General features: G+C 72.3%; 19 protein-coding genes, 1 tRNA gene and 1 pseudogene. 13 read left to right on the top strand and 8 right to left on the bottom strand.

What is annotated here, in order from left to right; translation table 11 throughout:
- A pseudogene (locus tag G407_RS32865) lies at nucleotides 1-134 on the bottom strand (helix-turn-helix domain-containing protein); the annotation flags it as partial.
- Nucleotides 135-427: 293 nt separating this feature from the next.
- Between G407_RS32865 and G407_RS32860 the strand changes: the two are divergent.
- The 5 genes from G407_RS32860 (at nucleotide 428) to G407_RS0111805 (ending at nucleotide 6938) form a co-directional block, all read left to right on the top strand.
- On the top strand, nucleotides 428-1639 hold the full coding sequence (locus tag G407_RS32860) for a tyrosine-type recombinase/integrase (protein ID WP_084327482.1): 1212 nt from the start codon (nucleotides 428-430) through the stop codon (nucleotides 1637-1639).
- Nucleotides 1601-1677: transfer RNA gene (locus G407_RS0111820), tRNA-Arg, on the top strand. The genes G407_RS32860 and G407_RS0111820 overlap by 39 nt, the downstream gene beginning before the upstream one ends.
- A gap of 137 nt (nucleotides 1678-1814) precedes the next feature.
- Nucleotides 1815-4673: an FtsK/SpoIIIE family DNA translocase gene (locus G407_RS27290; RefSeq protein ID WP_052341274.1), complete on the top strand. Its 2859-nt coding sequence runs from the start codon at nucleotides 1815-1817 to the stop codon at nucleotides 4671-4673.
- 132 nt (nucleotides 4674-4805) lie between these two features.
- On the top strand, nucleotides 4806-5894 hold the full coding sequence (locus G407_RS30435; RefSeq protein ID WP_052341273.1) for an outer-membrane lipoprotein carrier protein LolA: 1089 nt from the start codon (nucleotides 4806-4808) through the stop codon (nucleotides 5892-5894).
- A gap of 111 nt (nucleotides 5895-6005) precedes the next feature.
- On the top strand, nucleotides 6006-6938 hold the full coding sequence (locus G407_RS0111805) for a DMT family transporter (RefSeq protein ID WP_029030965.1): 933 nt from the start codon (nucleotides 6006-6008) through the stop codon (nucleotides 6936-6938).
- On the opposite strand, the gene G407_RS0111800 is transcribed toward G407_RS0111805, so the two are convergent.
- The 3 genes from G407_RS0111800 to G407_RS27270 form a co-directional block, all read right to left on the bottom strand.
- On the bottom strand, nucleotides 6893-8395 hold the full coding sequence (locus G407_RS0111800; RefSeq protein WP_029030964.1) for an L-lactate permease: 1503 nt from the start codon (nucleotides 8393-8395) through the stop codon (nucleotides 6893-6895). The genes G407_RS0111805 and G407_RS0111800 overlap by 46 nt on opposite strands.
- 10 nt (nucleotides 8396-8405) lie before the next feature.
- Entirely contained in the window at nucleotides 8406-9158 is a 753-nt protein-coding gene (locus G407_RS27275; RefSeq protein WP_084327479.1) for a DUF502 domain-containing protein, read from the bottom strand.
- 190 nt (nucleotides 9159-9348) lie between these two features.
- A complete protein-coding gene (locus G407_RS27270; RefSeq protein ID WP_043539590.1) occupies nucleotides 9349-9942 on the bottom strand; it encodes a c-type cytochrome in 594 nt (197 codons plus the stop codon).
- A gap of 261 nt (nucleotides 9943-10203) precedes the next feature.
- Here G407_RS27270 and G407_RS0111785 point away from each other — a divergent pair, with 261 nt between their 5' ends.
- Both G407_RS0111785 and G407_RS0111780 read left to right on the top strand, forming a co-directional pair.
- Nucleotides 10204-10935, top strand: a complete 732-nt coding sequence (locus G407_RS0111785; protein ID WP_029030963.1) for a 3-deoxy-manno-octulosonate cytidylyltransferase — start codon at nucleotides 10204-10206, stop codon at nucleotides 10933-10935.
- 24 nt (nucleotides 10936-10959) lie between these two features.
- A complete protein-coding gene (locus tag G407_RS0111780; protein ID WP_029030962.1) occupies nucleotides 10960-11817 on the top strand; it encodes a prephenate dehydratase in 858 nt (285 codons plus the stop codon).
- A gap of 15 nt (nucleotides 11818-11832) precedes the next feature.
- Here G407_RS0111780 and G407_RS0111775 read toward each other — a convergent pair whose 3' ends face one another.
- Complete coding sequence (locus tag G407_RS0111775; protein ID WP_029030961.1) at nucleotides 11833-13206, bottom strand: aminotransferase; 1374 nt, start codon at nucleotides 13204-13206, stop codon at nucleotides 11833-11835.
- Between the two features lie 267 nt (nucleotides 13207-13473).
- Here G407_RS0111775 and G407_RS27265 point away from each other — a divergent pair, with 267 nt between their 5' ends.
- Together G407_RS27265 and G407_RS0111765 are read left to right on the top strand one after the other, a co-directional pair.
- Nucleotides 13474-14892, top strand: a complete 1419-nt coding sequence (locus tag G407_RS27265) for an MATE family efflux transporter (RefSeq protein ID WP_052341272.1) — start codon at nucleotides 13474-13476, stop codon at nucleotides 14890-14892.
- 117 nt (nucleotides 14893-15009) lie between these two features.
- A complete protein-coding gene (locus G407_RS0111765) occupies nucleotides 15010-15642 on the top strand; it encodes a VOC family protein (RefSeq protein WP_029030960.1) in 633 nt (210 codons plus the stop codon).
- A 61-nt stretch (nucleotides 15643-15703) separates the two neighbouring features.
- Here the strand turns inward: G407_RS0111765 and G407_RS27260 are convergent, their stop codons facing one another.
- Together G407_RS27260 and G407_RS27255 are read right to left on the bottom strand one after the other, a co-directional pair.
- Nucleotides 15704-16477 (bottom strand): tetratricopeptide repeat protein, encoded by a 774-nt coding sequence (locus G407_RS27260; RefSeq protein WP_169728778.1) that lies wholly within the window; start codon nucleotides 16475-16477, stop codon nucleotides 15704-15706.
- 121 nt (nucleotides 16478-16598) lie between these two features.
- Nucleotides 16599-17480: an MBL fold metallo-hydrolase gene (locus G407_RS27255; RefSeq protein WP_043539589.1), complete on the bottom strand. Its 882-nt coding sequence runs from the start codon at nucleotides 17478-17480 to the stop codon at nucleotides 16599-16601.
- A gap of 234 nt (nucleotides 17481-17714) precedes the next feature.
- On the opposite strand from G407_RS27255, the gene G407_RS0111750 reads away from it, so the two are divergent.
- From G407_RS0111750 to G407_RS27250, 4 genes are all read left to right on the top strand, one after another.
- Nucleotides 17715-18137: a protein tyrosine phosphatase family protein gene (locus tag G407_RS0111750; protein ID WP_029030959.1), complete on the top strand. Its 423-nt coding sequence runs from the start codon at nucleotides 17715-17717 to the stop codon at nucleotides 18135-18137.
- 106 nt (nucleotides 18138-18243) lie between these two features.
- Nucleotides 18244-18567 carry an ArsR/SmtB family transcription factor gene (locus G407_RS0111745; protein WP_052341270.1) on the top strand — a complete coding sequence of 108 codons (324 nt, stop codon included), beginning with the start codon at nucleotides 18244-18246 and terminating at the stop codon, nucleotides 18565-18567.
- Between the two features lie 107 nt (nucleotides 18568-18674).
- Entirely contained in the window at nucleotides 18675-19316 is a 642-nt protein-coding gene (eda, locus tag G407_RS0111740; RefSeq protein WP_029030957.1) for a bifunctional 4-hydroxy-2-oxoglutarate aldolase/2-dehydro-3-deoxy-phosphogluconate aldolase, read from the top strand.
- 89 nt (nucleotides 19317-19405) lie between these two features.
- Entirely contained in the window at nucleotides 19406-19909 is a 504-nt protein-coding gene (locus G407_RS27250) for a DUF533 domain-containing protein (protein ID WP_052341269.1), read from the top strand.
- 31 nt (nucleotides 19910-19940) lie between these two features.
- On the opposite strand, the gene aat is transcribed toward G407_RS27250, so the two are convergent.
- Nucleotides 19941-20618, bottom strand: coding sequence for a leucyl/phenylalanyl-tRNA--protein transferase (gene aat, locus G407_RS0111730; protein WP_029030956.1), 678 nt, complete (start codon nucleotides 20616-20618; stop codon nucleotides 19941-19943).
- Between the last annotated feature and the right edge of the window lie 9 nt (nucleotides 20619-20627).

Below are 20627 nucleotides of genomic sequence, written 5' to 3'. Positions count from 1 at the left end.
TTCCTCCTCCCTCCCGGCATCGACCTATACAACGTCGCTGGCGAGCATCCGACCTGCTGAGCGACTTCGGCCACGGTGAGGGCACCGTCTGCGAGGAGGACGCGGGCGACGGCGAGCTTCTTCTCATCGAGGAGGCGGCGACGCCCGCCGACCCGTCCCCGAGCACGAGGGGCCTCGGGCGGAGGAGTTCGACCTCAAGCTGGCCGACCTCGCGCTGCCGGATGTTCGCGCGATGATGTTTCCCCGCATCGCCCTCCGTCCCGCCTGTCCCCAAAACCCTCCTCGGAGATCGTCGCTCGGGGCGTCGCTGAACGCGTTGGTTTTCCGTGGTCGTGACGATCCGCCGGGAGCAATTCCCCCCTGTCATGCATCCCTCTTTTCGTTGACGCCTCCCCAATCCATGGGACCGTCGCCGGGGAGGTGATCCATGGCGGCTGTCTACAAGCGTGGGGCGACATGGTGGATTCGATTTACGTGGCGGGGGCAGGAGATCAGAAGGAGCGCGAAGACCGTTTCGAAGACCGTCGCCCAGCGCTACCTTGCGAAGGTTCTTGAAGAGCATCGCCGTCTCGACCGTGGGGAGCGGCCCCACCACACCCTTGATGACGCGCTCGTTCGCTATCGCGCGGATTACCTGCCGACGCTCAAGCCAGCGACCCGGCAACGCTACGAGATCAGCCTCCGCCAGATCGCCCCTGCGCTCGAAGGGTGCCTTCTCAGCGAGGTCACCAAGGCGAGGCTGGCCGAGATCGTCACGTCGAGGCGGAGGGCAGGAGCGTCGGCCAGCACGATTCGCCGCGATCTGACGGCCTTGAGCAGCGTCTTGTCCTTCGCGGCGGCGCTCGACATGATCGAGGCGAACCCGATCAGCCAGTTCTCGAAGCGCCACCTTCGAGAGCCCGTCCCGAAGACGACCTACCCGTCAGATGCGGAGATCGAACATCTCGTCGCTCACGCTTCGCCAATGATGGGGCGCGTCATTCTCTTCCTCGCTCAGACCGGGATGCGCCTTGAAGAGGCGGTCTCGATGGAGTGGTCACAGGTCTATCTCGACCGCCAAGAGGTTCTCCTGACCCGCACAAAAACGTCTTCGCCAAGGGTCGTGCCCCTAAGCGTGGCTGCGCTTTCAAACCTCGCGACCGCGCCGCGCCACCCGAACTCGCCGTACGTATTCTGGCATGGGAACGGCGAGAGATACCTCCGGTTCTCCGGGCACTTCCGGCGGCTCGCACAGCGGGTCGGCTTCCGACATCGGTGTCATGATCTTCGGCACAGGTTCGCGAGCGTGTTCTTGCAGGAGACCGGCGACCTGCCCGCCTTGCAGGCCATCCTCGGGCACCGCTCCATCGAGATGACGATGCGCTACAGCCACCTCCTGACCGATAACCTGCACCGCGCGGTCGCTCGCGCTGGCACGAAACTCGGCACTTCTGTGCCGAGCCCGCCTTCAAGTGCTCCGCCCGCCCCGCTGACTGAGGAACCGATCAGCGTCGGGGTAAGCTGGACCGCAACGGCGAGCTTCGCCATGCCTCTCAACGGAAATGGATCGGTCCCACCGACTGGAACCGTCGATCCGACCGTGCTAAATGAGGGCCGCGACGGTCCCGTAGCTCAGCAGGACAGAGCAGCGGTTTCCTAAACCGTTGGTCGGAGGTTCGAGTCCTCCCGGGATCGCCATCCTCGCGATTGTCAGCCCCCCGAGACCTGCCCGGAACAGCGCGAGCGGCCCGCAGCGCCCCATCGCCGCAAGGTTAAGCGCCCCTTAACTCGCCCTGCCTACCCTCCGCTCGTCGCCACCAAGCCTCGATCGGACCATGCCCGCACGACGCCGCGCCCCCTCCCCCGCCGACGAGCTCAAGGACGCCCTGCGCGGGTTCCTGCGCCGCCGGCTCGCCGAGACGACGGGGCTCGTCCTCCTCGCCGCGGCGCTCGCGCTCGCGCTGGCGCTGGCGACGTGGTCGGTGGAGGACCCGAGCCTCAACCACGCGACGGACGGGCCGGTGCGCAACCTGCTCGGCTTCCCCGGCGCGGTGGCGGCGGATCTCGTGATGCAGCTCGTCGGGCTCGGCGCCGTGGCGCTGATCGCGCCGCTCGCCCTGTGGGGCTGGCAATTGCTGCGGGCCGGCGCGCTGCCGCGCCTGTCGCTGCGCATCGGGCTCCTGCTGGTCGGCGCCGGCGCGGCGACGGCGGTGGCCGCGGCGCTGCCGGCGACGGCGCGCTGGCCGCTGCCGACGGGGCTCGGCGGGGTGGCCGGCGACGCGCTGCTCGGCGCGGTGCGCACCGTCACCGGCATCGCCGACGGCCCGGCCGCGGCCTTCGCCGGATTCGTCTTCGCCGCGATCGCCATCCTCTCGCTCACGGCCGCCTGCGGCTACGGCTTCGCCGACGACGAGGACGAGATCGAGGACGAGGTCGCCCCGCCGCGCCGCCGCGGGCCGATCGACCTCGACGACCTCGACGAGCCCGGCCGCGAGGACGATCCGGGGCGTGCGCTGGTCTGGCTCGGTGCGGTGGCGCACGGCGTGATGAGCGCGCGGGGCGCGCTGCGCCGGGGCTTCGCGCTCGCCCGCGCGGCGCTGGCCGCCCGGCACCGGGAGGAGGACTTCGCCTTCGCCGGCCCCCACCGCCGCGAACCGGTGCTCGACGACGAGTTCCTGCGCCCCCAGCGGCCGGTCCGCCCCGCCGCCGGCCGGCCCGTGCCGCCACGTCCGGCTCCCCCGCGTCCCGCGCCGCGCCCCGCGCCCGCGCGCGAGGAGGCCCCCTACGACGACGACGACGAGCCGGAGGACCAGCCCGGCTGGGCCGCGGACGAGGCGCCGCACGGCCACGGGGCCTACGAGCCCGACGATGCCGAGGACCTCGACGAGGCGCCGTGGGAGGAGCCCCGGCAATCCGCCGGCCCGGCCCCCGCCCCGCGCCAGGCACCCGCCAGGCCGAAGCCGGTGCGCGGCCGCGCGCCCGACCCGGAGCCCGAGCCCGAGGAGGATTTCGCCGACGACGAGGCCGTCGACGACGAGCCCGCGCAATCCTCCCGCGTCCAGATGCCGGTGGCGACCCTCAAGCCCGGCAAGCGCATCAAGCGCGAGGCCCAGCCCAATTTCCTCGACGAGAGCGACTACGAGCTCCCGCCGCTGCAGCTGCTGGCCGAGCCCAAGCGCTCGGGCACGCCCGCGGTCTCCGCCGAGGCGCTGGAGCAGAACGCGACACTGCTCGAATCGACGCTCGAGGACTTCGGCGTGCGCGGCGAGATCATCAACGTGCGCCCCGGCCCGGTCGTGACGCTCTACGAGCTCGAGCCCGCCCCCGGCACCAAGTCGAGCCGCGTGATCTCGCTCGCCGACGACATCGCCCGCTCGATGTCGGCGGTCTCCGCCCGCGTCGCCGTCGTGCCCGGGCGCAACGCCATCGGCATCGAGCTGCCCAACGCCAAGCGCGAGACGGTGTACCTGCGCGAGCTCCTCGCTTCCCACGACTTCGAGGCGACGAAGCACAAGCTCGCCCTGTGCCTCGGCAAGACCATCGGCGGCGAGCCGGTGATCGCCGACCTCGCGCGCATGCCCCACCTGCTCGTCGCCGGCACCACCGGCTCGGGCAAGTCGGTGGCGATCAACACCATGATCCTGTCGCTGCTCTACCGGCTCACACCGGAGCAGTGCCGGCTGATCATGGTCGATCCGAAGATGCTCGAGCTGTCGATCTACGACGGCATCCCCCACCTGCTCTCCCCCGTCGTGACCGACCCGAAGAAGGCGGTCGTCGCGCTCAAGTGGGCCGTGCGCGAGATGGAGGATCGCTATCGCAAGATGTCGAAGCTCGGCGTGCGCAACATCGACGGCTTCAATGCCCGCGTCGTCGAGGCCGCCGAGCGCGGCGAGGTGATCACGCGCACGGTGCAGACCGGGTTCGACCGCGAGACCGGCGAGGCGATCCACGAGGAGGAGGAGATGGATCTCCAGCCCCTCCCCTACATCGTCGTCATCGTCGACGAGATGGCCGACCTGATGATGGTCGCCGGCAAGGAGATCGAGGGCGCGATCCAGCGCCTGGCCCAGATGGCGCGCGCGGCCGGCATCCACCTCATCATGGCGACGCAGCGCCCGTCCGTCGACGTGATCACCGGCACGATCAAGGCGAACTTCCCCACCCGCATCTCCTTCCAGGTCACCTCGAAGATCGATTCGCGCACGATCCTGGGCGAGATGGGCGCCGAGCAGCTGCTCGGCCAGGGCGACATGCTGCACATGGCCGGCGGCGGGCGAATCACCCGCGTGCACGGGCCGTTCTGCTCGGACGACGAGGTCGAGCACGTCGTCTCCCACCTCAAGCGCCAGGGCCGGCCGTCCTATCTCGACGCGGTGACGCTCGACGAGGAGGAGGCGGCGGCGGCCGGCGGCGGGGACGACGGCGCGGTGTTCGACAAGGGCGCCTTCGGCGATCCCGGCGGGGACGTCTACGACCAGGCGGTGGCGGTGGTGCTGCGCGACAAGAAGGCCTCGACCTCCTATATCCAGCGCAGGCTGCAGATCGGCTACAACCGCGCCGCCTCGCTGATGGAGCGCATGGAGCGCGAGGGCATCGTCGGCCCCGCGAACCACGCCGGCAAGCGCGAGATCCTGATGGAGAGCGCCGGCCGCGGCGGCGGCGCCGACCTGGGTGGCGACGACGACGACTGAGGCGCAGCGGAGCCCCCGTTTCGCCACAGCCCGTCGCTATCGGGGACCGCGAACGCACCACGGCCCTTCTTCGTTGAGGGATCTTCGACGACGGATCGTGGCCTTGCGAGAGAGAGGCCGGGGAGACAGGCGATGACGCGCACCCGCACCACCCGAGACCGTGCCACGAGGCTGCTGGCAGCGCCGCTGCTGGCGGGCGCGATGCTGGCCGGCTCCGTCGGCGGGGCGGACGCCTTCTTCTGGCGCCGCGACCCGGCGCCCGCCCCGGCCCCCGCGCCGGCGGCGATCGCCCCGACGGTGCCCGTCCCCGTGCTGCCGCCGCCGCGGCCGGGCTCGACCGTCGGCGCGACAGCCGCCGCACCCGCGCCGCGGGCCGGCGCGCCGCTCGCCATCGTGCCGCAGGCGGTGGCACCCGCCGCGCCTCCGGCGACGACGATCGCGCGCCTCGGCGCCGCACCGCTTCCGCCGCGCCCGCCCGCCGATCTCCCGCGCGGCCCCGCGCCGGCCGCGGAGGTGCGCACCGCGGCGATCGCGGCCGCGCCGGCCGCCCCGGTCGTGACCGCGTCCGCCGTCGCGGCGCCGGTCTCGGCGCCCGCTGCCGCTCCCACGATCGCCGCGCCGCCTCCGGCGGTCGCCGCGCCGGAGCCGACCCGCGTCGCCGCGGTGGCGCCGGCGACGGACGCCGAGGTCGTCGCCGCCGCCAACGCCTACTTCAACGGGATCGACGCGATCACCGGCCGCTTCACCCAGGTGGGCAGCGACGGACGCTCCTTCTCGGGCGTGCTCTATGTCGACCGCCCGGGCAAGCTGCGCTTCCAGTACGACGCGCCGGCGACGATCGACGTCGTCGCCGACGGCCGCTCGGTGGTGGTGCGCGATCGGCAGCTCGGCACGCAGGACATGTACCCGATCTCGCAGACGCCGCTGAAGTTCCTGCTCGGCGACCGCATCCGGCTCGGGCACGACGTCGAGGTGGTCGGCGTCGAGCGCGCCGGGGACGAGGTCGACGTGCTGCTGCGCGATCGCTCCACCTTCGCCGGCAGCTCCGACATCCGCCTCACCTTCGACGCGGGCCTCGAGCGGCTGAAGGAGTGGCGCATCGTCGACGCGCAGGGCTTCGAGACGCGGGTCTCGCTCTCGGGCATCGAGCGCCACGCCGGGCTCGACCAGGGACTGTTCCGGATCAACTACGAGCGCCTGCACCGCGACGACACGTATTGAGGCCCCCGGCGCTCTCCCCGGCGAGGACCTCGTCGGCGAGGGTGCCGCTGGCCTTGCGGCCCGGGCGTTGCTAAGCCGTCGGGGACGCCCCGCCGCTCGCGAGCCCGCACGATGCCCCCGCCCCAGACGCCGTCCTCGCCGCTAGGCGCGCTGATCGCGCTGGCCGCGGCGAGCTTCTATGGCTTGAGCATCGTCATCGCCCGGCTCGCGGCGGACGCCGGCATCAGCGGCGTGTCGCTGGTGTTCTGGCGCACCCTCGTTGTCGTCGTGGGCGTCGTCGCCTTCGCGCTGCTGACGCGGCGCTCGGTCGTCGTGCCGCGGGCGCGCTGGCCGCTGATGACGACGCTGGTCGTCTCGAGCGTCACCATCGCCGTGTGCTACATCTCGGCGATCGCCTTCGTCCCCGTCACCGTCGCGGCGGTGATCTTCTACACCTTCCCGGTCCTCATCGTGCTCGCGAGCCCCATCGTCGAGGGACGCCGGCTCGGCGCGCCGCTCGTCGTCGTCGCGATCGTCTCCTTCGTCGGCGTCGCCTGCGTCGTGGGGCCCGCGTTCTCCGCCATCGACTGGCGCGGTGTGGCGCTCGCGGGGGTCGCGAGCGTGGGCGCGGCGACGCAGTTCTTCGCCGGCGTGCGGGCGCGCGACATCTCGCTCACCACGAAGGTGTTCTGGATGAACACGCTGACCCTGCCCGCGAGCCTCGTCATCGCGCTCTCCTTCGGCGTGATGAACCCGCCCGGCGAGCTCCTGCTCGCGCCGGTCGTCGTGGCGCTCGGCGTCGTGGCGTTCGTGCTCGCCTTCACCCTCCAGTTCGTCGCGCTCGGCCGCGCCGGCGCGGTGGCGAGCGGGCTGTCCTTCTGCATCGAGCCCGTGGTCGCCGCCTTCGGCGCGGCGCTGCTCGTCGGCGAGCGGCTCTCGGGCGTGCAGATCCTCGGCGTCGCCCTCGTCGTCGCCGCGATCGCCGGCAATGTTCTCATGGAGAGCCGACGTGCGGCGGCTCAGCGCGCGAAGGCGAGCGCGAGCAGGCCACCGACGAGCGCGTAGGCGAGGCAGGCGCCGACGGTGAGCCGCATCGCCGGCCCCTCGCGCCCGGCGAGGCCCACCGTCGCGCCACCGGCGATGATGTTGTGCGGGCACACGATGTTCCCGACCGCCGCACCGAAGCTCTGCGCCGCCAGCAGCGGCACGGCGTCGAGCGCGAGGGCGCGGGCCGTCGCCGCCTGGAACTCGCTGAGAAGGATGTTCGACGCCGTCGCCGAGCCGGTGACGAAGGTGCCGAGCACGCCGACCGCCGGCGCCGCCAGCGGCCAGAGCGGGCCGATCGCCGCCGCGGCCTCGGCGAGCGCGCCGATCATTCCGGCATGAACCATGATCCGGGCGATCGCCAGCATGGCGAGGAGCGCCAGCACCACCGGGGCCAGGCGACGCGCGGCGGCCCCGGTCGCCACGGCGAGGTCGCGCCCGCCCCCGCCCTGGACGAGGACCCCGGCCAGGAAGCCGATCATCAGGAGCGTGCCGGGATGGTAGAGCGGCTCGAAGCGCCCGGAGAAGCCGCCCTCGAGCGTCCAGGCCAGCGCGACGCCGCGCAGCGCCTCCTGGAGCGGCGGAACGAGGCGGGTCGCGAGGATCAGCGCGAGCAGCACGGCGTAGGGCAGCGCGGCCCGCGCGATGGCGCGCAGGTCGAGCGGGTCCGCCGCGACCCGTGTGCGGGGCGCGATCCGGCGCGCGAGCGGCACGAACAGGACGAGGCCCACGAGCGCGCCGCCGAGCGTGGGCACTTCCGGCCCGACGAGCAATGCCAGCGCCAGCGACGGGACGAAGAAGCAGGCGGCGGCGAGGAGCGCGAGCGCCCAGTCGATTCGCCGCAGAGGCCCCTCCGCCGCCAGCCGCAGCACGAAGACGACGAGCACGATGCCGGCGATCGCGTGCATCAGCGCGGTGCGCGCCGCGATCGCGCCGGCGTCCACCCCGGTGATCTCCGCCTGGGCGATGACCGGCGTGCCCACGGCACCGAAGCTCACCCCCGCCGCGTGCCCGATCAGCGCGAGCGCGACCGCCTTGAGCGGCGGGAAGCCGAGGGACACGAGGAGCGGTGCCGCCAGCGCCACCGGCGTGCCGAAGCCCGCCGCCCCTTCCATGAACAGCGCGAAGAAGAAGGCGACCAGCAGCGCGAGCGTGCGCGGGTCGTCCGACACCCGCGCGAGGGCGCTGCGGATGGCGACGAAGGCGCCGGCGCGCTCCTGCGCCTCGTAGAGGCACAAGGCGGGAAAGACGATCCACAGGATCGTCGCCGCCGTGAACGCGGCTTCCAGCACCGAGAAGCCGACCGCACGCGTGGGCCCGAGCGCCGGCAGCACGCTGTCGCCGAAGCCGAAGACGACGAGCGCGACGAGGAGCGCGAGCACGAGGCCCACCGCTCCCGCCCGCACCGCCGACCAGTGCAGGCCCAGCATCAGGGCGAGGATGGCCGCGAGCGGCAGCCCGGCCGCGAGCGCCTGCATGATCCCTCCCTCAGCGCGCCGCGTCGGCGTTGTCGAGCGGCGACGCCGCGGGTGAGGCGACCGGCTCGCCGACCGGGGCGGCCGGCTGCGTGATCGGCGGCCCGTCGCGCCGCCCCGGCGTCATCACGATGCGCCCCGGGGTCATCGCGCCGCCCGAGACGATGAAGGACATGGCGTCGTTCGCCGACCAGTCGAGGAAGACGAGGCGCTTCGTGGGCACGAGCTCGACGTAGCCGGAGGTCGGGTTGGGCGTGGTCGGCACGTAGACCGCGGCGATCTCCTCGCCGGTGTCGTCGGCGATGAAGGTCGCGGTGACGAAGCCGAGCGCGCGCATGTCCCTGGAGGGGAACTCGATCAGCACGACGCGCTGGCCCGAGGCGTTGCCCGTCTGGAGCGAGTTGAGGAGCGTGCGGGTGGCGGAGTAGATGGTCTTCACCAGCGGGACGTAGTCGATGACGCGGTCGACCATGCGCAGGATCCGCCGCCCGATCACGGCGTTCGCCGCCGCGCCGATGACGTAGAGACCGGCGAGCACCACGAGCAGCGCGAGCGCGGACTGGAACCAGCCCTGCGCCAGCAGGTCCGCCAGCACGGCGTAGTCCGAGCGGACATTGCGGGCGAAGGTGAGGACGAAGGGACGGCCCGTCGCCACCAGGATGTCGATGATGAAGGTGACGGCGACGAAGGTCACCCACAGCGGGATGACCACGAAGAGCCCGGAGATGAGGTTGCGCCTGAGGCGGAGGTGGGACTGCGAGCTCATCGATCGACGTCGTGGCGGGGGCGGGTCGGATGCCCCGAAGGAGGCGGCGACAGGCTACACGGGCCGACGCGGCCGCGCGACCCCGCCGAACGCGTGACGGTCCGGCGCCGCGCGCGATCGGCACCGGTGCCGAAACGCACGAAGGCCGGGACGAGCCCGGCCTTCGGATGTCCAGACCTGCGAGCGGCGCTCACTGCGCGGCAGCGGCGTCCGTCTCCGCACCGGCCTCGGCGGCGGCCGCCTCCGGCAGCGGGGGCGGGTTCTCGGTGATCGAGGCGAGATAGGCGATGATGTCGGCGCGCTCCTGGCCCGAGCGGATGCCGGCGAAGGCCATCGAGGTGCCGGGGAGGTACTCGCGCGGGTTGGCGAGGAAGCCGTAGAGCTCCTCGTATCCCCAGACCTCGCCGGCGGCGCCGCGCTCGGCGAGCGCACCCGAGTAGCCGAAATTGTCCAGGTGCGCCTTCGGGCCGCCGACGACGTCGTAGAGGTTCGGGCCGACGCCGTTGGCGCCGCCCTGATCGAAGCTGTGGCAGGAGGCGCACTTGCGCACGGCGGCCTCGCCGCGGGACGCGTCCGCGCTCGCGAGCAGGACCGGCAGCGGCTCCTCGGCGGGCGCCGCCTCGGCGACCTCGGTCTCGACCCCCTCCGGCGTCGGCAGCGCGTAGCCCGCGACGCCGGCAGGCTCCGGCGTGAAGAGCATGTCCGAGAGGACGCTCATCCCGACCACGAACAAGAGCACGCCCAGCACGGCGCCGAAGATCTTGTTGAGCTCGAACGAGTTCATGCGAAACTCCAAGCCGCCGGGCCGGCGGACGCTGTACGGTGTCACGGACGCGGAGAGCGCAGCGGCCAGCGCGCTCACGGCGGCGGTTGCTTAGCCTCATTCCAAGGCGACGACAACGAAAAACGGCGGGTCGCGTCGTCGCATGGGCGTTCGCATCGGGGCCGGCCTGCGGTGACAAGCCGCGTGCGGGTTGCTAAAGCCTCTGCGCCCGCAGACAGGCTGCGCCGCAGATCCCAGCCGAAGATCCCAGCCGAACATCCCATGTCGGACCCCCTCGTCCTGATCCCCGCCCGCATGGCCGCCACGCGCCTCCCGGGCAAGCCGCTCGCGCCGATCGCCGGCGCGCCGATGATCGTGCACGTCTGGCGCCGGGCGTGCGAGGCCGGCATCGGACCGGTCGCGGTCGCGACCGATTCGCCCGAGATCGCCGCCGCCGTCGAGGCCGCCGGCGGCGTCGCCGTGATGACCCGCGCGGACCACCAGTCCGGCTCCGACCGCATCCGCGAGGCCGCGCAGACGCTCGACCCGCAGGGTCGCCACGACGTCGTCGTGAACGTGCAGGGCGATTTCCCGACGATCGACCCGCGCGCCATCGCCGCCTCGATCCTGCCGCTCGCCGATCCGGCGGTCGCCATCGGCACGCTCGCGGGCGTCATCACGCGGGAGGACGAGCGCGACGACCCCAACGTGGTGAAGATCATCGGCAGCACGATCGCGCCCGGGCGCATGCGTGCGCTGGCCTTCACCCGGGCCACCGCGCCCTGGGGCGAGGGGCCGCTCTATCATCATGTCGGGCTTTACGCCTATCGCCGCCGCGCGCTGGAGCGCTTCGTGGCGCTGCCGCCTTCGCCGCTGGAGCTGCGCGAGCGGCTCGAGCAGATGCGTGCGCTCGAGGACGGCATGCGCATCGACGTGACCATCATCGACGACGTGCCCTTCGGCGTGGACACGCCGGAGACCCTGGCGCGCGCGCGCGCCGCGCTGGGCGGCTGAGCCAAAGCGAGAGACGAGCAGTCCATGAGCAAGACCATCTCCTACCAGGGCGAGCCCGGCGCCAACTCCCACATCGCCTGCCGCGAGGTCTATCCCGGCTGGACGGCGAAGCCCTGCCCCACCTTCGAGGACGCCTTCGCGGCGGTGACGGAGGGCGAGGCGCAGCTCGGCATGATCCCGATCGAGAACTCGGTCGCCGGACGCGTGGCGGACATCCACCACCTCCTCCCCGAATCGGGGCTGCACATCGTCGGCGAGTTCTTCCTGCCAATCCATCACCAGCTGATGGCGCCCAAGGGCGCGACGCTGGCCACGATCAAGTCGGTGCAGAGCCATATCCAGGCGCTGGGCCAGTGCCGGCGGACGCTGCGCAAGCTCGGGCTCCACGCCATCGTCGGCGCGGACACCGCGGGCTCCGCCCGCCAGATCGCGGAGGCGAACGATCCGACCCGCGCGGCGATCGCCTCGCGGCTCGCCGCCGAGGTCTACGGGCTCGAGGTGCTGGCGGAGGACGTCGAGGACGAGGCGCACAACACGACGCGCTTCATCATCCTCTCGCCCGAGCCCGCGCGCATCGGGCCGGGCGGCGACTGCGTCACGAGCTTCGTCTTCCGCGTGCGCAACATCCCCTCCGCCCTCTACAAGGCGCTGGGCGGCTTCGCCACGAACGGCATCAACATGACGAAGCTCGAGAGCTACATGATCGAGGGCCAGTTCACCGCGACGCAGTTCTACGCCGAGGTCGACGGCCACCCCGAGGAGCCGGGCCTGAAGCGCGCGCTCGAGGAGCTGGCCTTCTTCTCGCGCCAGCTCTCGGTGCTCGGCACCTATCCGGCTCACCCGTTCCGGGCGAACCTGCGGGATCGCGAGCCCGCCGAGTGACGGGCGGCGGGCCCCTCAGCCCGCCTGCGTCCGCACCCAGTCGAGCGTCCGGTCGAGCGCCCGGCCGAGCTTGTCGAACAGCTCGTCGATCTCCGCCTCGGTGATGATCAGCGGCGGGCAGATCGCGAGCCGGTCGCCCATCAGGTTGCGCAGGATCAGCCCCTCCTCCTGGCAGAAGCCGACCGCCTTCGCCGCGACCATGAGCTTGGGGTCGTACTGCCGCTTCGTCGCCTTGTCTGCGACGAGCTCGATGCCGGCGATGAGCCCGATGCCGCGCGCCTCGCCCACCAGGGGATGCGCCTCGAGCTGCGCCAGCCGGCGCAGGAAGTGCGGCTCCTTGGCCGCGACGCCCTCGACGATCCGGTCGCGCGCGTAGATCTCGAGCGTCTTCAAGGCGACGGCGCAGGTGGTGGGGTGGCCGGAATAGGTGAAGCCGTGGCCGAAGGTGCCGACCTCGCGGGAGCCCGCGAGCATCGCCTGGTACATCGGCTCGTCGATCATCACCGCGCCGAGCGGCATGTAGGCCGAGGTGATGGCCTTGGCGACCGAGATCGTGTGCGGGCTCATGCCGAGGCGCTCGCTCCCGAACATCGTCCCGAGCCGCCCGAAGCCGCAGATCACCTCGTCGGCGATGAGCCGCACGTCGTACTTCGCGAGCACCGCCCCGATCGCCTCGAAATAGCCCTTCGGCGGCACCAGCGCCCCGCCGGCGCCCATCACCGGCTCGGCGATGAAGGCGGCGACCGTGTCCGGGTCCTCGCGCAGGATCGTCTCCTCGAGCTCGGCGGCGAGCCGCGCCGAGAACGCCTCCTCGGTCTCGCCCTCCTCCGCGAAGCGGTAGTGGTGCGGGCAGGAGGTGTGGAGGATGTTCTGGATCGGCAGGTCGAACAGCGCGTGGTTCGCCGGCAGGCCGGTGAGCGAGGCGGAGGCGACGGTGACACCGTGATAGCCCTTCACCCGGGCGATGATCTTCTTCTTCCGCGGCCGGCCGAGCGCGTTGTTCATGTACCAGGCGAGCTTCACCTGCGTGTCGTTCGCCTCCGATCCCGAGGAGCAGAACATCACCTTGGAGATCGGCACGGGCGCGATCTCCTTGAGCGCCTCGGCGAGCGCGATCGCAGGGTCGTGGCTGCGCCCCGAGAAGATGTGCTGGAAGGGCAGCCTCTCCATCTGCTCGCGGGCGGCCTCGACGAGCTCGCGGTTGGAATAGCCGAGCGAGGTGCACCACAGCCCGGCCATGCCCTCGAGATAGGGCTTGCCCGCCCCGTCGAAGACGTGGACGCCCTCGCCGCGCTCGATCACGAGCGGGCCCGTCTCGCGGAACTTGTCGAGATGGGTGTAAGGGTGGATCAGGGTTTCGACGTCGCGGGCGGCGAGATTGGTGAGCACGGGATGACTCCGTCCGAATGCAGAAGCCGAGCCTAGGCGCCCGCGGCGCCGGGGGAAAGCCCCCAGGAATCCGCAGGACGCATGGGCAACCGGCCGGCGGCGCGGACGGGCGCTGCGCGACTCGCGCCGCCGCGGTCCCGCCCGCGAGACGGGTCTGCAAGGATGCGCTTGCAGGCCGCGCCGCATCCCGCGGAGGGCACCGGATGTTCCCCCGCTGTGGGACGCGCTACGGTGCACCCGCCCGGGAGAGCGGCGAGGAGGGGCGCATTGGACGCATCGGGAGCGCAGGACGGCCGCTTCGTCGGGGGATCGACCCTGCGCCACGTGGTCGTGATGACCGTGACGGGAGCGATCGGGCTCGTCGCGATCTTCCTCGTGGACCTCGTCTCCCTCCTCTACATCTCCTGGCTGGGCGTGAAGGCGGTCACCGCGGGCGTCGGGCTCGCGACGATCCTCCTGTTCTTCGTCACCTCGATCAATGTCGGGCTGATGATCGCCACTGCAGCGCTGGTCTCGCGCGCGCTCGGCGCCCGCGACCGGGAGGGGGCGCGCCGGCTCGCGACCTCGACGCTGACCTGGTCGGTCCTCGGGGCCACGCTCGCCACCGCCGCGATCTGGCCGCTCGCGCCGGTGATCATGACCTGGCTCGGAGCCACCGGCGAGGCGCACGCGGTCGCGACGCGCTTCGTCCAGATGGTGCTGCCGGCGAACATCGTGATGGCCTTCGGCATGGGCGCATCCGGCGTGCTGCGGGCGGTCGGCGACGCGCGCCGGGCCATGTACGTCACGCTGTCGGGAGCGCTCGTCACGGCGCTGCTCGATCCTGTGCTGATCTTCGGGCTCGGGCTCGGCTGGCAGGGGGCGGCGATCGGCATGATCGTCTCGCGCTTCGTCTTCGCGCTCGTCGGGCTCCACGGCGTCCTGCGCGTGCACGGGCTCCTCGCGCGGCCGACCCGGCCGGACCTGCGGCGTCACGCCGGGCCGATGGCGCACATCGCGGGTCCCGCCGTGCTCACTGCGATCGCGAGCCCCGTGGCCGCCGGCTTCGCCGCCTCCGTCATCGCCCGCTTCGGCGACGAGGCCATCGCCGGCAACGCCATCGTGGAGCGGCTCGTGCCGTTCGCCTTCGGCGGGCTGTTCGCGCTCTCGGGCGCCATCGGCCCGATCCTCGGGCAGAACTGGGGGGCGCTGCGCTACGACCGCATGCGCGCGATCCTGCGCGACTCGATGCTGGTGGCGGGCGTCTACGTGCTCGTCACCTGGGCGCTGCTCGTATTGCTGCGCCACGAGATCGTGGCCCTGTTCGGCATCGGCGGCGCGGCGGCCGAGCTGGTCGTGTTCTTCTGCCTGATCTCCGGCCCGGTCTGGTTCTTCAACGGGCTCCTGTTCGTGGCCAACGCCTCGTTCAACAACCTCGGCTATCCGCTGTTCTCCACCGCCTTCAACTGGGGCCGCGCCACGCTCGGCACGCTGCCCTTCGCGCTCGCCGGCGCGGCGCTCGCCGGCCCCGAGGGCGTGCTCGCGGGCGTCGGCATCGGCGCCGTCGGCTTCGGCATCGCGGCGCTGGCGACAGCGTTCTGGACGGTGCGGACGCTGGAGCGGCGGGACGGAGCGACGGCCGCGTCGGAGGCGAAGACGAGCGTTCCGCCGCTCCTGCGCGAGGAGGCGGACGGCATCGGCGGCTAGCGCGCGGAAGAGCCGCGCGGTCGACGCTCGCGCCCGCAACCCCGACCTGCTACGCTCGGCCGAGACTGCACGTCCGCGACGATACGCGGGCTGCGCCCCACCCGTGAAGGCACGCCCATGCTGCGGTTCGACCACATCGCCGTCGTCGCGCCCGACTTGGACGAGGGGATCGCCTATATCGGCGAGAGCCTGGGCATCACGCCGGCGAACGCCCGGACCCACGTCGACATGGGCACGCACAACAGGCGGGTCCGGCTCGGTGCCGACACCTATCTCGAGGTCATCGCCGTCGACCCCGACGCCGAGCCGCCCGCGAGCCCGCGGTGGTTCGGCCTCGATCGGGCTGAGGCGGTCCGCACAGCGTGGTCACGGGGCCATCGCATCGGAGGCTGGGTCGCCCGGACCGACGACATCGACGCCGTCCTCGCGCGCCACGGGCATCTGCTCGGATCGAAGCGATGGCTCGAGGGCAGCTTCCATTTCGCCGTGCCGGCCGACGGTTCGCTCCCGCTCGGCGGCGTCCTGCCGTACGCCATCGATCTCGCAGGCGAGCCACCGACGGCGGCGCGGCTCGAGGACCAGGGCGTTCGGCTGGAGGCCTTCGTCCTCGAGCATCCGAACCCCGAGGCGGTCGTCGCGCTCTACGATGCGCTCGGCGTCGACCAAACGCCGACGGTGGTCGCCGGCCCCGCGATCCGGTTCTCCGCCGAGATCGAGACACCCGACGGACGCACGGTGCTGCTGCGCTGAGAGACGGGACTCCGGTACGCTAGGTGAGAGCCGTACTCCCACGCGGTCGGTGTGCCTGTGGTCACCCGAACAGCTCGTGCGCCAACCGCCGCGCCTCCGCCCGTTCGGCGCGGGAGAGACGCCGCTCCACGGCGTCGCGGGAGACGATGGCAGTCTCGCGCAGCTGCGCCTGCGACGCGGGCAGCGTCGCGGCGGCGACGTTCAGCCAAGCGTGGGCGCGCACGAGGTCCTGCGGCACGCCGCGTCCTTCCACATACAGCAGGCCGAGGCGCAACTGCGCCATCGGGTCACGTGCCTCGGCGCCGCGGCGGTACCACGCGGCCGCGTCGAGATCGCTCGCGGGAGTGCCGTCACCGGCGGCATGGAGGTCGGCGAGCCGGGTCGCGGCCTCTCCCGCGCCGGCCACCGCGCCCGCCGCAAAGGCCTGCTGGTAGGCGCCGCGCGCCGCCTCCCAGTCCCGCGCCTCGCCGCTTCGGCGCGCCGCAGCCTCGAGCATGCGCGCCAGCGGCAGGAACGCTTCCACGAGGCCCGCCTCGGCAGCCCGCTCGTAGAGCGTGCGGGCGCGCGCAGGGTCGCGCGACACACCGAGCCCCTCGGCGTAGAGGCGCGCGAGCCGCAGCGAAGCCGCAGCGTCACCCGCGTCCGCGAACGTCGCGAGCCCCGCCACCGCCTGGTCGTGGCGCCCCTCGTCGTAGGCTGCGAACGCCAGGAGCCGGACGTCGGCCCGCTCCGCCGCGCGTCGCTCCTCGCCGCGCTGCAGGACGAGCACGGCGGCGAGCACCATCACGAACACAACCAGGCCTGCGGCGATCCGCCGTCGACGATCCCACTTCAATCGTGCCCCCGCCCGATACGTGACTTTAGTGCGACTCGCGTAGCAGCGCTCGAAGTTGAAAGCAATATGTCGCGCATACGACCTCTGAGCGCACGCCCAACCTTGGCGCTGGGCTGTGACCTCACGACGCGTGCGCGTCCTTCTTGAACGTCACCGGGATCGTCAGGTAGTGCACGCCGTTCGCCTCCTTGGCCGGAAAGCGGCCGGCGCGGATGTTCACCTGGATCGACGGCAGGAGCAGCGTCGGCGCCGCGAGCGTGGCGTCGCGGGCGGTGCGCATGGCGACGAACTCCTCCTCGGTCACGCCCTCCCGGACGTGCTTGTTGGCGCGCCGCTGCTCGGCGACGGTCGTCTCCCAGGCGTAGTCGTCGCGGCCCGGTGCCTTGTAGTCGTGGCACATGAACAGCCGCGTCTGCGGCGGCAGCGCCAGCAGGCGCTGGATCGAGGCGTAGAGCTTCTTCGCGTCGCCGCCGGGGAAGTCGGCGCGGGCGGTGCCGAAGTCCGGCATGAACAGCGTGTCGCCGACGAAGACGGCGTCGCCGATGCGGATCGCGATGTCGGCGGGCGTGTGGCCCGGCACGTAGAGCACCTCGGCCTCGCGGTCGCCGATGCGGAACCTCTCGCCGTCGGTGAAGAGGTGGTCGAAATCCGAGCCGTCGGTCCTCAGGTCGGTGGCGTTGAACACCGGCCGGAAGATGCGCTGCACCTCCTTGATGTGCTCTCCGATGCCGATCCGCGCGCCGGTCTTGGCCTTGATGTACGGCGCGCCCGAGAGGTGGTCGGCGTGGGCGTGGGTCTCGAGCGCCCAGACGATCTCGAGCCCCGCCTCGTCTGCGGCGGCGAGGATCGCCTCGACCGAATCGGTCGTGACCGTACCGGCCTTGTGATCGTAGTCGAGCACGGGGTCGATGACGGCGGCCTTCTTCGTGGCCGGGTCGGAGACGAGATAGCTCACCGTGTTGGTGGGCTCGTCGAAGAAGGCGCGGATGACGGGCTCGGGCATGGCGGCTCTCCCTTGTGGGCTCGCGGACGAGGGCGAGGTCGCCGGGGGAGACGCGCCTCGCTTCGACGCCCTGCATATCAGATATCCCTAAATTAGCAATGCCTTGAACTTCGGACGCCGATGCCTTATCTCCGTCTGGGGCCACCGTTGATCCCGGGCGCACGCGTCGCCATCCTTCCGGGATGCGGCGCGCAGGGCGCGCGGCGCACGAGACCACACGGGAGACGAAGCACCATGACCGCAGACATCCGCCGCCTGACGCCCGAGATCTCCGTCGCTCCTCAGATCGCGATCGAGGACCTCGCCGCGCTCGAGAAGGCCGGCTTCAGGACGGTCGTCAACAACCGGCCCGACGGCGAAAGCCCGGACCAGCCCTCCAGCGCGCAGATGGAGGCGGAGGCCCGCCGGCTCGGTCTCGGCTATCGCCACGTTCCGGTCGTTTCCGGCGCGATGACGATGGACGATGTCGCCGCCTTCGACGCCGCCCTGTCCGAGGCGGAGGCGCCGGCCCTCGCCTATTGCCGGTCCGGCACGCGCTCCGCGACGCTGTGGGCCTTCACCCAGGCCGGCGTGCGCGCACCCGACGAGATCCTGTCGATCGCGCAGGGCGCGGGCTACGACCTCTCGGGCCTGCGGCCCTATCTCGACCGAGGCTGACCCGATGGACGCCGCCACGCCTTCCGCCGAGGCGCCCGCCCCGGGCGCGGGCTCCTTCCCCGGCTCTTGCCCGAACCCCGCGACGCCGCCATGTTGCGGACGTCTCATGGAGGGTGTCACCGGGGTGGCGACGACGGACGATCTCAGCGCGCTCGCGCCGAAGGCGGACAAGGTGGCCGAGCTGCTCTCGGCGCTGGCGCATTCGAAGCGGCTCATGGCCATGTGCCGCATGATGGACGAGGAGGTCTCGGTCGGCGTGCTCGCCGAATCCGTGGGGCTCGGCCAGTCGGCGCTCTCGCAGCACCTCTCGAAGCTGCGGGCGCTCGGCCTCGTCACCACGCGCCGCGACGGCCAGACGATCTACTACCGCCTCGCCTCGCCCGAGGCACGCGAGCTGATCGGCACGCTGTACCGGCTCTACTGCACCTGAACGGCGTGGGCTTTCGCGTTGACGGCGCGGCCGCGGGCGTGGATCGTGCGCGCCCGAAAGCCGGGCCCGCCCGCCGCAGGGGGCCGCTCGCCGGAGTGATCGAGATCATGCGCGACCGCACGCACACCCTCCTCGCCATCGCCGCGAGGGCGCCCGTCATCCCCGTCGTGACGATCGACGACCCGAGCATCGCGCCCGAGCTGGCGGCGACCCTCGTGGAGGCGGGACTGCCGGTCGTCGAGGTGACGCTGCGCACGCCCCGCGCCCTCGACGCCATCCGCGCCATCGCGCGCCACGCACCCGAGGCGATCGTGCTCGCCGGCACGATCGTGACGCCGAGCCAGATCGGGGAGGCGAAGGACGCCGGCGCGGCGGCGCTCGTCACCCCCGGCACGTCCGCACGGCTCGCCGACGCCCTCGCCGCGGCGCCGATCCCCGCGATGCCCGGCTGCGCCACCGTGTCGGAAGCGATGGCGCTGCACGAGCGCGGGTTCGAGCTGCTCAAGCTCTTCCCCGCGGCGGCCTCCGGCGGGACGGCGTGGCTCAAGGGCATCGCGGGGCCGTTGCCGGCGCTGCGCTTCTGCCCCACGGGCGGCATCGACGCGCAGAGCGCGCCGGCCTACCTCGCCTGCCCGAACGTCGCCTGCGTGGGCGGGACGTGGGTGACGCCCGCGAAGCTCGTGGAGGCGGGCGACCTCGCCGCCATCGGCCGGCTCGCGCGCGCGGCGGCGGCGCTGGCGCGCGGCTGAGATCGCCGTTCGCGCATCCGGAACGGCGGTGCCGGGGCCGGCGTTCGTCTCGCTGACCGCAGGACGACCCACAGCCGAAAGGACGCGCCATGGACGCCCGCCGCATGCTCTCGACGCTCACGGATGCGCTCGGCCGCGGCTCGAGGCGCGCGCTCGACGGCGCCCGGCACGGCGCGGCGGCCGTGGCGGGGCGGCGCGACGAGGAGACGGTGGCCGGCCCGCTGCTCGACGTTTCGCGGGTGGACGCCGACGAGGCGCTCTTCCTCGTCCGCACGATGATCGCGGCCGCCGCCGCCGACGGCGTCGTCGACGCCTCCGAGCGCGACCGCCTCCACGGGGCGATGCGCGAGGCGGGCCTCGACCCGGACGATCGCTCCTTCCTCGACGACGAGATCGCCTGGCCGCGCGACATCGAGGAGATCGCGGACGCGGTCCAGACGCCCGAGCGGGCCGCGCGCACCTATGCCGCCGCACGGCTCGTGATCGAGCCCGACACGATGCAGGAGCGCGAGTTCCTGCGGCTCCTGGCCGAGCGCATGGACCTCACGCCGGACGAGGTCGCCGCGATCGAGGCCCGCGCCGGCGGCCGGTGACCGGACCAGAGCCGCAGCCACGCCCGCCCGCTCAGGGCACCGCGCGCGGCGTCGCGATCGTCTCCAGGGCCTGCGCGCCGGAGATCGGCTCGGCCGGCGGCCATGCGTCCCACCGCGCCTCGTAGGCGAGCGCCTCCCCGAGCAGGCGCTTGTACTCGCGCCGGGAGACCTCGCTCGCGCCGAACTGGGCGAGGTGATCCGTCACGAACTGCGTGTCCAGCAGCATGTAGCCGCCGCGCTTCAGGCGCGCCACGAGGTGGACGAGCGCCACTTTCGAGGCGTCGCGCTCGACGTGGAACATGCTCTCGCCGAAGAAGGCGGCTCCCAGGCTGACGCCGTAGAGCCCGCCCACCAGCGTGTTCCCGTCCCAGACCTCGACCGTGTGGCAGTAGCCGAGATCGAACAGGTCGCCGTAGATGCGGCGGATGCGCGTGTTGATCCAGGTCTTCTCGCGGTCCGGTCCCGGCGCGGCGCAGCCGTCGATCACGCCCTCGAAATCGGTGTCGATGCGCACCTCGAACGTGTCGGCGCGCACCGTTCGGGCGAGCCGCTTGCCGACGTGGAAGCCGTCGAGCGGGATGATCCCGCGCTCGCGCGGCTCCACCCAATAGATCCCCGGATCCTCGGCGCTCTCCGCCATGGGGAAGATGCCCGCGGCGTAGGCGCGCAGGACGATCTCCGGCGTGATCTGGACGATGCCGCTGTGCATCCGGTTGTC

Source organism: Salinarimonas rosea DSM 21201 (assembly GCF_000429045.1).
Classification (GTDB): Bacteria; Pseudomonadota; Alphaproteobacteria; order Rhizobiales; family Beijerinckiaceae; genus Salinarimonas; species Salinarimonas rosea.
Note: the sequence above shows the minus strand (reverse complement) of the source record. Positions and strands in the feature narration are given on the sequence as shown.